15 protein-coding genes and 1 tRNA gene are annotated in these 13573 nt (G+C 69.4%); 9 read left to right on the forward strand and 7 right to left on the reverse strand.

Annotated features, from left to right (window positions below; translation table 11 throughout):
- The first annotated feature begins 40 nt into the window (after positions 1-40).
- Both greA and ACTOWL_RS22145 read left to right on the forward strand, forming a co-directional pair.
- Positions 41-514 carry a transcription elongation factor GreA gene (gene greA / locus ACTOWL_RS22140; RefSeq protein ID WP_380312589.1) on the forward strand — a complete coding sequence of 158 codons (474 nt, stop codon included), beginning with the start codon at positions 41-43 and terminating at the stop codon, positions 512-514.
- A gap of 307 nt (positions 515-821) precedes the next feature.
- Positions 822-905: transfer RNA gene (locus tag ACTOWL_RS22145), tRNA-Tyr, on the forward strand.
- Positions 906-1185: 280 nt separating this feature from the next.
- Here ACTOWL_RS22145 and arsK read toward each other — a convergent pair.
- From arsK to ACTOWL_RS22160, 3 genes are all read right to left on the reverse strand, one after another.
- Positions 1186-2466, reverse strand: coding sequence for an arsenite efflux MFS transporter ArsK (arsK, locus tag ACTOWL_RS22150; protein WP_441323437.1), 1281 nt, complete (start codon positions 2464-2466; stop codon positions 1186-1188).
- 14 nt (positions 2467-2480) lie between these two features.
- Positions 2481-3854 (reverse strand): NAD(P)-binding protein, encoded by a 1374-nt coding sequence (locus ACTOWL_RS22155; protein WP_441323438.1) that lies wholly within the window; start codon positions 3852-3854, stop codon positions 2481-2483.
- Between the two features lie 66 nt (positions 3855-3920).
- The gene (locus ACTOWL_RS22160; protein WP_441323439.1) at positions 3921-4337 is read right to left on the reverse strand and encodes a PadR family transcriptional regulator; all 417 of its coding nucleotides are present in this window, start codon (positions 4335-4337) and stop codon (positions 3921-3923) included.
- A 75-nt stretch (positions 4338-4412) separates the two neighbouring features.
- Here ACTOWL_RS22160 and ACTOWL_RS22165 point away from each other — a divergent pair, with 75 nt between their 5' ends.
- Entirely contained in the window at positions 4413-4949 is a 537-nt protein-coding gene (locus ACTOWL_RS22165) for an arsinothricin resistance N-acetyltransferase ArsN1 family B (RefSeq protein ID WP_441323440.1), read from the forward strand.
- Between the two features lie 15 nt (positions 4950-4964).
- On the opposite strand, the gene arsB is transcribed toward ACTOWL_RS22165, so the two are convergent.
- The 4 genes from arsB to ACTOWL_RS22185 form a co-directional block, all read right to left on the reverse strand.
- Positions 4965-5993 carry an ACR3 family arsenite efflux transporter gene (arsB, locus tag ACTOWL_RS22170; protein WP_441323450.1) on the reverse strand — a complete coding sequence of 343 codons (1029 nt, stop codon included), beginning with the start codon at positions 5991-5993 and terminating at the stop codon, positions 4965-4967.
- A gap of 76 nt (positions 5994-6069) precedes the next feature.
- Positions 6070-6492 carry an arsenate reductase (glutaredoxin) gene (gene arsC, locus ACTOWL_RS22175; protein ID WP_441323441.1) on the reverse strand — a complete coding sequence of 141 codons (423 nt, stop codon included), beginning with the start codon at positions 6490-6492 and terminating at the stop codon, positions 6070-6072.
- The gene (locus ACTOWL_RS22180) at positions 6489-7004 is read right to left on the reverse strand and encodes an arsenate reductase ArsC (RefSeq protein ID WP_441323442.1); all 516 of its coding nucleotides are present in this window, start codon (positions 7002-7004) and stop codon (positions 6489-6491) included. The genes arsC and ACTOWL_RS22180 overlap by 4 nt, the downstream gene beginning before the upstream one ends.
- Positions 7001-7375: an ArsR/SmtB family transcription factor gene (locus tag ACTOWL_RS22185; RefSeq protein ID WP_441323443.1), complete on the reverse strand. Its 375-nt coding sequence runs from the start codon at positions 7373-7375 to the stop codon at positions 7001-7003. Before ACTOWL_RS22185 ends, ACTOWL_RS22180 begins: the two co-directional genes overlap by 4 nt.
- Before the next feature lie 222 nt (positions 7376-7597).
- Here ACTOWL_RS22185 and ACTOWL_RS22190 point away from each other — a divergent pair, with 222 nt between their 5' ends.
- The 6 genes from ACTOWL_RS22190 to ACTOWL_RS22215 form a co-directional block, all read left to right on the forward strand.
- Positions 7598-8944 carry an extracellular solute-binding protein gene (locus ACTOWL_RS22190; RefSeq protein ID WP_441323444.1) on the forward strand — a complete coding sequence of 449 codons (1347 nt, stop codon included), beginning with the start codon at positions 7598-7600 and terminating at the stop codon, positions 8942-8944.
- Between the two features lie 84 nt (positions 8945-9028).
- The gene (locus ACTOWL_RS22195; protein WP_441323445.1) at positions 9029-9913 is read left to right on the forward strand and encodes an ABC transporter permease subunit; all 885 of its coding nucleotides are present in this window, start codon (positions 9029-9031) and stop codon (positions 9911-9913) included.
- Positions 9914-9925: 12 nt separating this feature from the next.
- Positions 9926-10813 carry a sn-glycerol-3-phosphate ABC transporter permease UgpE gene (ugpE, locus tag ACTOWL_RS22200; protein WP_441323446.1) on the forward strand — a complete coding sequence of 296 codons (888 nt, stop codon included), beginning with the start codon at positions 9926-9928 and terminating at the stop codon, positions 10811-10813.
- 10 nt (positions 10814-10823) lie between these two features.
- Entirely contained in the window at positions 10824-11945 is a 1122-nt protein-coding gene (gene ugpC / locus ACTOWL_RS22205) for a sn-glycerol-3-phosphate ABC transporter ATP-binding protein UgpC (protein ID WP_441323447.1), read from the forward strand.
- A 25-nt stretch (positions 11946-11970) separates the two neighbouring features.
- Complete coding sequence (locus tag ACTOWL_RS22210) at positions 11971-12888, forward strand: sugar phosphate isomerase/epimerase family protein (protein ID WP_441323448.1); 918 nt, start codon at positions 11971-11973, stop codon at positions 12886-12888.
- A partial coding sequence (locus ACTOWL_RS22215) for an endonuclease/exonuclease/phosphatase family protein (RefSeq protein ID WP_441323449.1) occupies positions 12888-13573 on the forward strand: 686 nt, incomplete at its 3' end. The genes ACTOWL_RS22210 and ACTOWL_RS22215, both read left to right, overlap by 1 nt.

Genomic DNA, 13573 nt, shown 5'->3' on the forward strand with positions numbered 1-13573 from the left:
CCGGGTGTAATGCTTTTTGGCTTTTTGGGACTGGAGCGCGATGGAAAAGGTGCCGATGACCGCGGGGGGATACAACCGCCTGCAGGAAGAGTTGAAGCATCTGAAGAGCGTGGCGCGGCCCGAGGTGATCAAGGCGATCGCGGAGGCACGCGAGCATGGTGACCTGTCCGAAAACGCAGAGTACCACGCGGCGCGCGAGCGCCAGAGCTTCATCGAAGGCCGGGTGATGGAACTCGAGGACCGGATCAGCCGGGCCGAGATCATCGACACCTCCAAGCTGTCGGGCGACACCGTCAAGTTCGGCGCCACCGTGACGCTGGCGGACGAGGACACTGAGGAAGAGATCACCTACCAGATCGTCGGCCAGGACGAGTCCGACATCAAGGAAGGCCGCCTGTCGATCACCGCGCCGCTGGCGCGTTCGCTGATCGGCAAGGCCGAGGGCGACCAGGTCGAGGTCACCACCCCCGGCGGCTCCAAGAGCTACGAGATCGTCACGGTCCAGTTCGTCTGACCGGCCGATCCTCTCCGAATTCCGCAACGGCCCCGCTTCGGCGGGGCTGTTCGCGTTTCGGCGGACGGTGCCGGCTCCGGGCCATTCCCACCGGACCGGTCCTGTGCTATACGCCGCGCATGACCCACGCTCTGCGATATCCATGCGAAAAATCCACCTTCTGATCGGAAGGGTGGCAGAGCGGTCGTGCGTCGGTTTTCCAAGCCGTAGGTAAAGTCAGCCCAAGCAGAAACGGTGTCCTTTCCCTGTCTTGGGAAGGGCATGACCGCCGGGCCGACTCCTCGACGTTCCGCCAGCCTTCCGCGGCCCACGGGCTCGCCTATCGGTGAAGGCAAGGCGCTGTAAACGCCCCGCTCGCGCTGTGGTGGTTCGACTCCGCCCCCGTGGACCAGACCTCCCGGATCCCCGCCCCGTGGCGGGTCCGGCCGAACAGGATCGATGACGAATTCCGGCGCGACGGCACCGTTGAGGGACGTCGCGCCATCCCTTGTCGTCATCGGCGGTGCAGGCAGGCCGTAAGGGCGGCGCGCCGAAACCTTGACGCGCCGTTCGACCCGGCCGTCTGCGCCGCATCACCTGTCGCGCGCCTTGAGCCTTCGCGCCATGCGCTCTGATCCCGCTCGATCGCCCCTTTCCGGCCAGGCGGGGTCACCAGGCCGATCCTCTCCCGGCTATAGCGGCCTCGCTTCGGCGGGGCCGTTTGCTTTGGGGCGGGCGCTCGTCCGGCCGGCTATGGTGCCGCTCTTCCGCCGGATCTCCAGAAAGGCGAGCCCGGCGAGGCCGCCGAGGCCGACCGTCAGCCAGAGGGCCGGCGCAGGCCCCAGTCGCTCCAGCAGGGCTGCGAACAGGAAGGGCGCCAGGGCGGAGACGACATGGACGACGCTGGAGATCCAGCCGAGCCGCTCGGCGTAGCCCGACCGCCCGAACAGCGCCAGGGGCACTGTGCCGCGAACGATGCTGTTCAGCCCGGATCCGAGCCCGAACAGGACCACGAAGCCGATCGCCGCGGCCAGGGCGGGCGCCCCGAGCAGCAGCAGGCCGAGCGCCAGCGGCGGCAGGCCGGCGGCGACGATCGCGAGGCCGACCGGGCTGGCGCGGCGGCCGGCGGTCATGGTCAGGAAGCGACTCAGCACCTGGGCCGGGCCGAAGAGGCCGCCGATCAGCAGGCTGCCGGCGCCCAGACCGAGCGCCCCGAGCAGCGGGACCATGTGCACCAGCACGGCCGAGGAGACGAAGCCGGCGAACGAGAAACCGGCTGTGGTCAGCACCAGCAGGGTGCGTCTGTCCTGATGCTGCCGTTGAGCATCCTCGGGAACCGTGGTGGTAGCGGCCGGAGGCGCCGCCGGGCCGGCCGCCCGGGCCAGGCTTCGCAGCCAGAGATGGATGGGAAGGCACAGCAGCAGGTGCAGCGCGGCGAAGACGAGATACACCTCGCGCCAGGTCAGGTGGTCCTGCAGCGCCGCGGTGGCCGGCCAGAACAGGGTCGAGGCGAAGCCCGCGATCAGGGTCAGATGGGTGATGCTGCGCTGAGCGCCGAATCCGACGACCTGGACCAGCGCCGGGAACGCCACCTCGTAGAGGACGAAGGACGCCGCCAGCTGGATCGCGACCAGCCCCAGGGCCAGGCCCAGCGGCCCGGGAACGACGGCGCAGGCGACCAGAGCGGCGGCCGCAGCCACCGAGCCCAGGGCCATGACCCGGCCGGCGCCGTGCCGGTCGACCCAGCGGCCGCAACGCGGGCCGATCAGCGCCCCGGCCAGCAGCGCCGCCGAGAAGGCGCCGTAGACGGCATCCTGTGACCAGCCGATATCGGCGGCCATCCCGGCGGCGAGGATGCTGAAGCTGTAATATAGCGTGCCGTAGCCGATGATCTGGGTCAGCCCGAGCCCGGCGACGACCCCGAGGAGCCGTCGCCCGGAAACCGAGCCGGCCGCGCCGATCCCTTCAGCCATGATTTTTCCGTCGCTCAGCAGCAGGCCGATGCTTTGGCGGGAGCGGCCCGGGCGGCGGGGCCGCAGCAGGACGCTGCCTCCGCCTCCCGCCTGCCAGGACCATTGCAGACGCCGGTCTCGGGCAGGTCCAGCTCGACGCGGGCCGCGGCCTCGAGGTCACCGGCGAGATGGGCCGCGACCGACCGGGCCTGCTCGTAGCCGGTGGCCAGCAGGAAGGTCGGGGCCCGGCCATAGGCCTTCATGCCGATGATGAACAGCCCCGGCTCCGGCTGCGCCAGCTCGGCCGCGCCATGCGGGCGGACGGTGCCGCAGCTGTGCTCGTTGGGATCGATCAGCGGCGCCAGCGCCCGCGGGCAGTCGAGCGCCGGGTCGAGGTCGATTCGCAGCTCGCCGAGGATCGACAGGTCGGGCCGCAGGCCGGTCGCCACCACCAACTCGTCGGCCTCGATGGTGTGCATGACGCCGTCCCGGTCGCCGAGGACATGCAGGCCACCATCAGACGTGGTCTCGATCGCGTCCGCCGCAAAGGGTGCGACGATCTCGTAGGCGCCCGCCTCCGCCAGCGCCCGCAGCCGCAGGCCGAGGGCGCCGCGGCGCGGCAGCTGGTCGGCCTCGCCGCCGCCGAACAGTCGGTCGGTGCTGCGGAAGGCCCAGATGATGCTTGTATCCGGCGCTTGCCGGGCCAGTTCGGCCAGGTCGAGCAGCGTGCCAGTGGCGGAATGGCCGCTGCCGAGGACGAGGGTGCGGCGGCCGGCATAGCGGTCGCGCTCGCGGCCGAGCACGTCGGGCATGCCATAGCGGATGCGCGCGGCGGCCGCGCGCTCGCCGATCGCCGGCAGGCCGCCGGCCCCGGCCGGGTTCGGCGAGGACCAGGTGCCGGAGGCGTCGATCACCGCCCGCGCGAAGATCCGGCCCTCCCGCCCGCCGCTGTCGACAAACCGGAGTTCGAAGGGCCGATCGTCGCGCCCGGCGGTGCGGATCTTGCCGTGGCCGGCGCGGGCGATGCCGGTGACGCGGGTGCCGAGGCGCAGGCGCCCGGCGATCTCCGGCGTGGCGGCCAGCGGGTCGAGGTAGCGTTCGGCCAGGTCGAGGCCGGTCGGATAGCCGGCCTCGTCCGGGCGCGCCCAGTCGTGCCGCTGCAGCAGCGCGACCGCCGCCCGGTCGGTGCTGTAGCCCCAGGGCGAGAACATCGGCACATGACCCCAGTCGCGTACTGCGGCGCCGACCCGGGCGCCCGCTTCCAGGATCACGGGCTCGAGGCCATGCCCGAGCAGATGGACCGCGGCGGCCAGGCCGACCGGGCCGGCGCCGATGATCGCGACCGGCAGCTGCGAAGGCGAGGTGGCTTCGAGCGTCCTGCGGTCCGACGCGGCAAGCGGGCGGTTCATCGGGCATCTCCTCACTGTCTATGCTCTAGGCATCGATGGACGATGTATTGCGGCAAAAAAGAGAGGCTAGCCGCAGCAGCCTCCGCTGCTCTCCCGGGCGATCACGCTCTCGGTTTCGGTCAGTGCCCGGGTGACCTCCAGCCAGGCCTCGACGCCGACCTTGAAGGCTTCGCGGCCCTTGCCGGTCAGGGTGTAGGTCTTGCGCGGCCGGCCGGAGACGACGCTGCTCTCGACCGTGACGTAGCCGCCCTCCTCGAACTCGCGCAGCACCGGGTAGATCGTGCCCTCGGTCGGGGAGCAGCAGCCATTGGTCGTCAGCTCGACCGCGCGGGCGATGTCGTAGCCATGCATCGGCCGGTCGTGCAGCACGCGCAGGATGAAGAACTTGGACAGACTCATCTTGATCGTGCCGGCCCAGTAGGAGCGGCTGGTGTAGTCGACCGCGGGGCGGGTGACGGCTGCGAGTTTGCGGGCTTCGGCCATGGCTCGATCCTGATACCTTGATGGTCGATGAGTCAAGGGATAATGTATCCGGATCTCAGCCGGTCGGGACACCCGATGATCCGCCTCGCCACGACGGAGGACGCCCCTGCCCTCCACGCCATCTACGCCCCGATCGTCGCCGGCACCGCGATCTCCTTCGAACTGGCGCCGCCCACGGTGGCGGAGATGGCCGACCGCATCCGCGGCACGATCCCGGCCTATCCCTGGCTGGTGCTGGAGCGGGACGGCCGGATCCTGGGCTATGCCTATGCCGGCCAGCACCGGGCCCGGCCGGCCTATCGCTGGTCGGTCGATGTCAGTGTCTATGTCGCCGAAGCCGGGCGGCGGCAAGGCATCGGCCGCGCGCTGTACGAGCGGCTGTTCGTGCTGTTGCGGCGGCAGGGCTTCCACGCCGCCTTCGCCGGCATCGCCCTGCCGAACCCGGCCAGCGTCGCCCTGCACGAGGCGATCGGCTTCGTGCCGCTCGGCGTCTATCGCGACGTCGGCTTCAAGCACGGCGCCTGGCACGATGTCGGCTGGTGGCAGCGCCCAATCGGCGACCGCCCTGAGCACCCGACCGAACCGCGCCGGGTGACCGAGGTGCTCGACTGATCAGGCGGGGAGTCATTAAGCCAGCGGGCGCTCGTACCAGCCGCGCGAGGCCTTCACCAGGCGGACGACCGACAGCATCACCGGCACCTCGACCAGCACGCCGACCACGGTGGCCAGCGCCGCGCCGGAGCCGAGGCCGAACAGGCTGATCGCCGCCGCCACCGCCAGCTCGAAGAAGTTCGAGGCGCCGATCAGCGCCGCCGGCGCCGCGACGCACCAGGCGACGCCGAGGCGCCGGGACAACCAATAGGCGATGCCCGCGTTGAGATAGACCTGGATCAGGATCGGCACGGCCAGCAGCAGGATCACCAGCGGCTGGGCCAGGATGCGCTCGCCCTGGAAGCCGAACAGCAGCACCAGCGTCGCCAGCAGGGCGGTCAGCGACAGCGGCTGCAGCACGGCCAGGGTCCGCCGCAGCGCAGGCTCGCCGCCAACGGTCAGCAGCGACCGGCGCCACAGCTGGGCCACGACCACCGGCACGACGATGTAGAGCACCACCGACAGCAGCAGCGTGTCCCAGGGCACGGTGATCGAGGCGACGCCGAGCAGCAGGCCGACCAGCGGCGCAAAGGCGAAGACCATGATCAGGTCGTTCAGCGCGACCTGGCTCAGGGTGAAATGCGGCTCGCCCTCGCACAGGTTGGACCAGACGAAGACCATGGCCGTGCAGGGCGCCGCGGCCAGCAGGATCAGCCCGGCGATGTAGGACGGGATCTGGTCCGGCGCCAGCCAGGGCGCGAACAGATGGCCGATGAACAGGCTGCCTAGCAGCGCCATCGAGAACGGCTTGACGCCCCAGTTGACGAACAGGGTGACGCCGACGCCGCGCCAATGCGCCTTGACCTCGCCCAGCGCGGCGAAGTCGATCTTCAGCAGCATCGGCACGATCATCGCCCAGATCAGCACCGCCACCGGCAGGTTGACCTTGGCGACCTCTGCCGAGGCGACGAGCGCGAAGAATCCCGGTACCACCGCGCCCAGGCCGATGCCGGCGACGATGCAGAGCAGCACCCAGGCGCTGAGATAGCGTTCGAACAGCCCCATGGCGGGGGCGGCCGGCATGGGCCGGGCCGCGGTCGTCTCGGCGGTCATCACGGATCCGATCGATCGGAGGGAAGGGTCAGGTGCGCTTGCCGGAGGCGCCGACGACGAGCTCGCCATCCTCCTTGCGGAACTCGCCGCGCTGCGGCGCCGGCAGGATGTCGAGCACCGCCTCGGACGGCCGGGCGAGCGTCACGCCCAGCTCGGTCACGACGATCGGCCGGTTGATCAGGATCGGATGCGCCATCATGGCGTCGAGCAGCTGGTCGTCAGTCAGGGCCGGATCGTCGAGGCGGAGCTCGTGATAGGGCGTGCCCTTCTCGCGCAGCACCGCCCGTACCGGAACGCCCATGCGCCGGATCAGGTCGGCCAGCTCGGCCCGGCTCGGCGGCGTCTTCAGGTACTCGATCACCACCGGCGCGATGCCGGCATTGCGGATCAGGCCGAGGACGTTGCGGGACGTGCCGCAGGCCGGGTTGTGGTAGATCGTGACCGCGCTCATGACGACGCCGGTTCCTTCCTGGTCTGGCCGATCTCACGCAGGCGATGCCCGAGCGAGATGCGGTCGAGCGACCGCAGCGGCAGGCTGGTGAAGATCGAGATGCGGGTGAACAGCAGGCGGTAGGTCTCGGCGAAGGCCAGGCCGATCTCGGATTCCCGGCCCTCGACCGCAGCCGGGTCGGGCACGCCCCAATGCGCCGTCATCGGCTGGCCGGGCCAGACCGGGCAGACCTCGCTCGCGGCGTTGTCGCAGACGGTGAACACGAAATCGAGCCGCGGCGCGTCCGGGCCGGCGAACTCCTCCCAGCCCTTGGAGCGCAGGCCGTTGACGTCGTGATGGCTGTGCTCGAGCACCGCCAGCGCCCGCGGGTTGACCTGGCCCTTGGGTTGGCTGCCGGCGGAAAAGGCCCGGAACCGGCCCTGCCCGACGCGGTTCAAAATCGCCTCGGCGATGATCGAACGGGCCGAGTTGCCGGTGCAGAGGAACAGCACGTTGAAGACGGGATCGCTCATGCCAAACCTCCTGATGCCGAGGGCACCGGAGCGCAGTCGCAGCTCGCCCGCTCGATGATGCCCACCAGCGGCGCGCAGATCTCCGGCCGGCCGCTGCAGCAGTCCTGGACCAGGAAGGACAGCAACGCCCGCACGCCGTCGAGATCGGCGGAATAGAGGATCGAGCGGCCCTCCCGCCGCGACCGGATCAGCCCGGCGCGGCTGAGGATGCCGAGATGGGTCGAGAGCGTGGTGCTGGGCACGCCGACCCGCTCCGCCACGGTCCCAGCCGGCACGCCGTCGGGCCCGGCCTGGACCAGCAGGCGGAAAACGGCCAGCCGGGTCGACTGGGCCAGGGCGCCGAGCCCCTCGATCGCTGCGATCTCATTCATATTTCTAGAATTGCAGAAATATGGAATTGAAGCAAGCCACGATAGTACGGACCTATCGGATTTTCGTCTAATTTCCTGCAGTTGTCGCCGGAATCCACAGGCTGGAGGAGCAAATGTCATCCGGACGATACGGTTGTTAAACCGAACCGTCATCTTCCCCTTGTAGGGAACGGTCCCGTCGCCGCCGTCGCGGACGTGCAGGGCGGCCAAGGGGAGACAAACATGACCGTCGTGACCAAGCTGTCGGCGGCCGCCTTCGCGCTGGCTGCCGCCGCAGTATTTGCGCAGCCGGCCCAGGCGGCCGAGCGCACCAAGTTCGAGTTCTGGTACGGGCTGACCGGCGACCTGGAGCAGCGGGTGCAGGACACCTGCAAGCGCTTCAACGACAGCCAGGCCGATTTCGAGGCCGTCTGCGTCGGCCAGGGCGGCTATCCGAACGCGGTGCAGAACGCCATCGCCGCCTACCGCGCCCAGAAGCAGCCGACCGTGGTGCAGGTGTTCGACGCCGGCACGCTGGACCTGATGCTGTCCGGCGCCTACGTCCCGGCCCGCAAGCTGATGGCCGACAACGGCTACGACATCAAGTGGGACGACTATTTCCCCGGCATCGCGAACTACTACGCGACGTCGAAGGGCGAGCTGATGTCGTTCCCGTACAATTCCTCGACGGCGCTGTTCTACTGGAACAAGGACGCCTTCGCCAAGATCGGCCGCGACAAGGGCCCGGAGACCTGGGAGGACGTCGAGCAGATCTCCCGCCAGCTGAAGGCCGCCGGCTACGACTGCCCGATGGCCTTCAACTTCGACCCCTGGCAGAACCTGGAGCAGTTCTCGGCGATCCACAACCAGCCGATCGCCAGCAAGAACAATGGCTATGACGGGCTCGACGCCGAGCTGGTCTTCAACAAGACCAAGTTCGTCGACTACGTCACCTTCGTGAAGAAGATGTACGACGAGCATCTGTTCGTGCTGAAGACCAAGGAAGGCGGCCAGGACATCGTCCCGGCCTTCGCCTCCGGCACCTGCCAGATGATCCAGACCTCGGTCGCCGATCACGGCACCATCAGCAAGCTGGCCGCGCCCGACATGCATTGGGACGTGGTGATGCTGCCGGTCTTCGCCGGCACCGAGCGCAAGAACTCGCTGGTCGGCGGCGCCTCGCTGTGGGTCCTCGCCGGCAAGTCGGACGCCGAATACAAGGGCGCCGCGGCCCTGCTGAACTTCATCGCCCAGCCCTCCTCGGTCGAGTGGTGGTCGACCGTCACCGGCTACATCCCGGTGACCAATTCCGGCTTCCAGGCGATGAAGGCCGCCGGCTTCTACGACAAGGCCCCCTACAAGGGCCGCGAGGTGGCGATCGCCAGCCTGACCTACACCCCGACCACCCCGATCTCGCGCGGCATCCGCCTCGGCGGCTACATCCAGATCCGCAAGGAGGTCCAGGACGCCTTCCAGGCGATCATCGCCGGCAAGGTCTCGGTGCAGGACGGCCTCGACCAGGCGGTGGAGCGCGGCAACGTGATCCTGCGCCGCTTCGAGAAGACCTACGCCGGCAAGCAGCTGCTCTGACCCGGCGCAGCCCCCTCACCCTCCCGGCCCACGGGAGGGTGAGGGGTGCACCCTGCCCCTTCTCCACCAGCCGCCTCGGACCCGATGGAAAAACGCGCCCACTTCAAGAACCGGACGCTGGCCTGGCTCCTGATCACGCCGCAGTTGCTGCTGGTGTTCCTGTTCTTCTACTGGCCGGCCGGCGAGGCGCTGTACTGGGCCTTCACGCTGGAGCAGCCCTGGGGCGGCGGCAATCAATGGGTCGGGCTGGAGAATTTCCAGGCGCTCCTGAGCGACAGCGCCTATTGGGGCTCGATCGGCGTCAGCTTCGCCTATGCCCTGCTGGCCACCGGCATCGCCATGGCCGGCGCCCTGGTCCTGGCCCTGTTCGTCGACCGCCAGTTGCGCGGCTTCCAGGCCTACCGCTCGGTCTTCGTCTGGCCCTACGCCATCGCGGCCCCTGCCGCCGCCGTGGCCTTCCGCTTCATCTTCGCGCCCGAGAGCGGCATGATCGGGGCGCTGAACGCCCTGTGGCCCGGCCTGTGGAACCCGGTGCTGAACGGCACCCAGGCCCTGCTCATGGTGGTGCTGTGCCACGCCTGGATCTGGATCGGCTACAACTTCATCTTCTTCCTGGCGGCGCTGCAGTCGATCCCGCGCAGCCTGATCGAGGCCAGCGCCATGGACGGGTCGGGCGCGCTGCGCCGGATGGCCGACATCCAGCTGCCGCTGATCGCGCCGACCCTGTTCTTCCTGATGGTGATCAACCTCACCGGCAGCTTCACCGACAGCTTCGGCATCGTCGACATCATGACCGAGGGCGGCCCCGCCCGCGGCACCGAGGTCATGGTCTACAAGATCTATTTCGACGGCTTCAAAGGCCTCGACTACTCGGGCGCCGCCGCCCAGAGCATCGTGTTGATGCTGCTGGTCATGGTCCTCACCTTCGTCCAGTTCCGCTGGGTCGAACGCCGAATCCACTACAGCTGAGGGAGGACGGCGATGATAGAACGCACCCCAATCCTGAACGCGCTGACGCATCTGATCCTGATCACCGGCCTGGTGCTCGTGCTGCTGCCCTTCGCCATCGTGCTGGCGGCCGCGACCAAGGACATCCAGGGCGTCAACCAGGTGCCGATGAGCCTGATCCCCGGCGGCCATCTGATCGACAACCTGGCGGCGGCCTGGGACCAGGCGGAGTTCGGCCCGAAGCTGCTGAACAGCCTGATCGTCGCGGTCGGCGTCACCGCCGGCAAGATCGTCCTGGCGGCGCTGACCGCCTTCTCGATCGTGTTCTTCCGCTACCGCGCGCGGATGGTGGTGTTCTGGCTGATCTTCACCACGCTGATGCTGCCGCTCGAGGTCCGCATCGTGCCGACCTATTCGATCGCGGCGAATGCGCTGTCGCCGTTCCAGAGCATGCTCGCGGCCATCGGGCTGCAGGTTGACCTGCAGTGGAACCTGCTGAACTCCTACACCGGCCTGATCCTGCCGCTGATCGCCACGGCCACCGGCACCTTCCTGTACCGCCAGTTCTTCCTGACCGTGCCGGACGAGCTCCTGGAAGCCTCCAAGATGGATGGCGCCGGCGCCATGCGCTTCTTCGCCGAGATCCTGATGCCGCTGTCGCGCACCAACATGCTGGCGCTGGCCGCGATCCTCTTCGTCTACAGCTGGAACCAGTATCTCTGGCCGCTGCTGGTCACCACCGACCAGTCCTTCAGCACTGCGGTGGTCGAGCTGAAGCGCCTGATCCCGACCAACCAGGGCGGCCTGCCGGAATGGAACATCGCCATGGCCGGCACCCTGATCGTGATGATCCCGCCGCTGCTGGTGGTCGCGCTGATGCAGCGCTGGTTCGTGCGCGGCCTGATCGCCACCGACAAGTGAGGAGAAACCCATGGCCCACATCGCCATCCGCGGCGTGCGCAAGAGCTACGGCAAGACCCCGGTGGTGCACGGCGTCGACCTGGACCTGCCGTCCGGCACCTTCGCCGTGATCCTCGGCCCGTCCGGCTGCGGCAAGTCGACCCTGCTGCGCATGATCGCCGGGTTGGAGGAGGTCACCGAGGGCGAGATCGCGATCGGCGGCCGGGTGGTGAACAAGCTGGAGCCGCGGGAGCGCGGCTGCGCCATGGTGTTCCAGAACTACGCCCTGTACCCGCACATGACCGTGGCCCAGAACATGGGCTACGCGCTGAAGGTCGCCGGCGTGCGGAAGGCCGAGCGCATGGCCAAGGTGCGCGAGGTGGCGAAGCTGGTCGGACTCGAGGACTTCCTCGACCGCAAGCCGGCCGCCCTGTCCGGCGGCCAGCGCCAGCGCGTCGCCATGGGCCGCGCCATCATCCGCGAGCCGGAGGTGTTCCTGTTCGACGAGCCGCTGTCCAACCTGGACGCCAAGCTGCGGGTGCAGATGCGAGTCGAGATCCGCCGCCTGCACCGGCGCCTGGGCGCCACCTCGGTCTTCGTCACCCATGACCAGGTCGAGGCGATGACCCTGGCCGATGTGCTGATCGTGATGAACAAGGGCGTGGTCGAGCAGATCGGCCGGCCGGCCGAGATCTACAACCACCCGCGCACCCGCTACGTCGCCAGCTTCATCGGCTCGCCGGCGATGAACTTCATCGAGGGCCGCATCTTCGCCCCCGGCCAGTTCGGCTTCGACGAGACCAAGACGATCGCGATCGACCCGGCCGATGGCGGCCGCTTCGTCGAGCGCTCGACCACGCTGGGCATCCGGCCGGAGCTGGTGGAGATCGTGCCGACCGACCACTCCGGCGCGCTGGTCGCCACGGTCGACTTCATCGAGGAGCTGGGCGCCGGCCGGGTGATCCACACCGACATCGACGGCCTGTCCTTCGCGGTCACCACCGGGGCCGAGGCCGACTACACCCCCGGCCAGCCGCTGGGCCTTTACCTGCCGCCGTCGCAGCTGCATTTCTTCGACCCGCACACCGGACTGCGGCTCGATGCCGACCTGCCGGTCGAGCATCGCTTCGCCGTCGCCACCGCCGCCGCCTGACCTTCCGCTTCAGCGAGACATCGCCATGACCGAGATCATCACCGCCATAGGCTTCTCCACCGGCGTCAGCGGCAAGGGCAACCTGTCGCGCCTGGATGCCAGCCTCGGCCGCATCGCCGCGCTCGGCGCCGACGCGGCCGAGCTGTCGCTTTACGGCGAGGACCTGATCGCCGGCGGCCGCGTGCTGCCCGACCGGGTGCACAAGCTGGAGCAGATCGTCCGCCGCCACGACCTGCGCTACACCGTGCACGGCCAGATCGTCTCCAACTTCATGGACACGGAGCACCTGCCGCTGCAGAAGGCGGTGGTCCGGGCGATGCTGGAGCTGTGCGACCAGGTCGGCGCCGGCGTGCTGGTGCATCATTGCGGCAAGGCGGCGATGACCGACCAGGCCGGCCGCGACCGGCTCGACGCGATCGAGCGCGAGGCCCTGGCCGAGCTGGCCGATGTGTCCCGCGGCTACGGCGTCAAGCTGGCCTTCGAGAACATCTTCGCCATGGATGACGGCGAGTACCGCCAGACCCCGGCCGAGGTCGCCGACACGGTGCGGGCCGTGGACCACCCGAATCTGTGCACGCTGATCGACTTCAGCCACGCCTATATCGAGTGCACCCGCCGCGGCCTGGACTGGCGCGCCCAGATCCGCAGCATGGCCTCGGCCACCGGCCATCTGCACGTCCATGACAGCTTCGGCCGGCCCTACACCATGACGAAGTTCTACGAGCCGTCCGAGGCGGTGGCGCTGGGCATCGGCGACCTGCACCTGCCGCTGGGCTGGGGCGACATCGCCTGGGAGGAGATCTTCACCGAGCTGCGCTTCCAGCCCGACACGGTGATGATCCTGGAGCTGAATGCCGACCGCTACGATGCCGAGCTGGCCGAGAGCCTGGCCCGCGCCCGGCGCCTGGCCGATCTGGTCAACCAGCGCGCGATCGCGGCCTGATGCGGGAGATCATCACCCGGCGGGCCGGCGTGCTGCCGGCCCCCGACCCGATCCTGCTGGCCGACGCTGCCCTGGCGCCGGACGACGCGCATGACCGCTTCGCCGCCCAGGTGCCGGCGCTCAACGCGGTCGAACACCGCCCGGCTCCGCCCCACCCCAGCATGGGGGACCGGCCGGTCGGGGCGCGGCTGCGCGTCGTCGCCTGGAACGCCGAGCGGCTGAAGTACCACGCCCCCTCCGCCGCCCTGCTGCGCGCCAGCGGCGCCGCCTGCGCCGATGTGGTGCTGCTGACCGAGGCCGATATCGGCATGGCCCGGTCCGGCAACCGGCACACGGTGCGCGACCTGGCCGAGGCGCTGGGCATGGGCTGGGCCTATGGCGCCGAGTTCGTCGAGCTCGGCCTCGGCGATTCCCGCGAATGCGAATGGCATGCCGACGAGGACAACCGGGTCGGGCTGCACGGCAACGCCATCCTCAGCCGCCATCCGCTGCTGGACCCGGTGATCATCCCGCTCGACGCCGGCGGCACCTGGTTCGCCGGCCGCAGCGGCAACCAGCGCCGGCTGGGCGGACGCATGGCGATCGCCGCCCGGCTCGACGCGCCGCGGCCGCTCTGGCTGGTCGCGGCCCATCTCGAGAGCCACAGCGACGCCGCCGACCGCGGCCGCCAGGGCGAGCGGCTGGT

Source organism: Inquilinus sp. CA228, assembly GCF_052078665.1.
In the GTDB taxonomy this organism is placed as follows: domain Bacteria; phylum Pseudomonadota; class Alphaproteobacteria; order DSM-16000; family Inquilinaceae; genus Inquilinus.

Excerpts from the sequence above, each read along its gene's own strand:
- ACTOWL_RS22195 (WP_441323445.1), top strand. The coding sequence starts at position 9,029 with ATGGAAAAACGCGCCCACTTCAAGAACCGGACGCTGGCCTGGCTCCTG.
- arsC (WP_441323441.1), bottom strand. The coding sequence starts at position 6,492 with ATGAGCGCGGTCACGATCTACCACAACCCGGCCTGCGGCACGTCCCGC.
- arsB (WP_441323450.1), bottom strand. The coding sequence starts at position 5,993 with ATGGGGCTGTTCGAACGCTATCTCAGCGCCTGGGTGCTGCTCTGCATC.
- arsK (WP_441323437.1), bottom strand. The coding sequence starts at position 2,466 with ATGGCTGAAGGGATCGGCGCGGCCGGCTCGGTTTCCGGGCGACGGCTC.
- ugpE (WP_441323446.1), top strand. The coding sequence starts at position 9,926 with ATGATAGAACGCACCCCAATCCTGAACGCGCTGACGCATCTGATCCTG.
- ACTOWL_RS22210 (WP_441323448.1), top strand. The coding sequence starts at position 11,971 with ATGACCGAGATCATCACCGCCATAGGCTTCTCCACCGGCGTCAGCGGC.
- greA (WP_380312589.1), top strand. The coding sequence starts at position 41 with ATGGAAAAGGTGCCGATGACCGCGGGGGGATACAACCGCCTGCAGGAA.
- ugpC (WP_441323447.1), top strand. The coding sequence starts at position 10,824 with ATGGCCCACATCGCCATCCGCGGCGTGCGCAAGAGCTACGGCAAGACC.
- ACTOWL_RS22165 (WP_441323440.1), top strand. The coding sequence starts at position 4,413 with ATGATCCGCCTCGCCACGACGGAGGACGCCCCTGCCCTCCACGCCATC.
- ACTOWL_RS22190 (WP_441323444.1), top strand. The coding sequence starts at position 7,598 with ATGACCGTCGTGACCAAGCTGTCGGCGGCCGCCTTCGCGCTGGCTGCC.
- ACTOWL_RS22155 (WP_441323438.1), bottom strand. The coding sequence starts at position 3,854 with ATGAACCGCCCGCTTGCCGCGTCGGACCGCAGGACGCTCGAAGCCACC.
- ACTOWL_RS22160 (WP_441323439.1), bottom strand. The coding sequence starts at position 4,337 with ATGGCCGAAGCCCGCAAACTCGCAGCCGTCACCCGCCCCGCGGTCGAC.
- ACTOWL_RS22180 (WP_441323442.1), bottom strand. The coding sequence starts at position 7,004 with ATGAGCGATCCCGTCTTCAACGTGCTGTTCCTCTGCACCGGCAACTCG.
- ACTOWL_RS22185 (WP_441323443.1), bottom strand. The coding sequence starts at position 7,375 with ATGAATGAGATCGCAGCGATCGAGGGGCTCGGCGCCCTGGCCCAGTCG.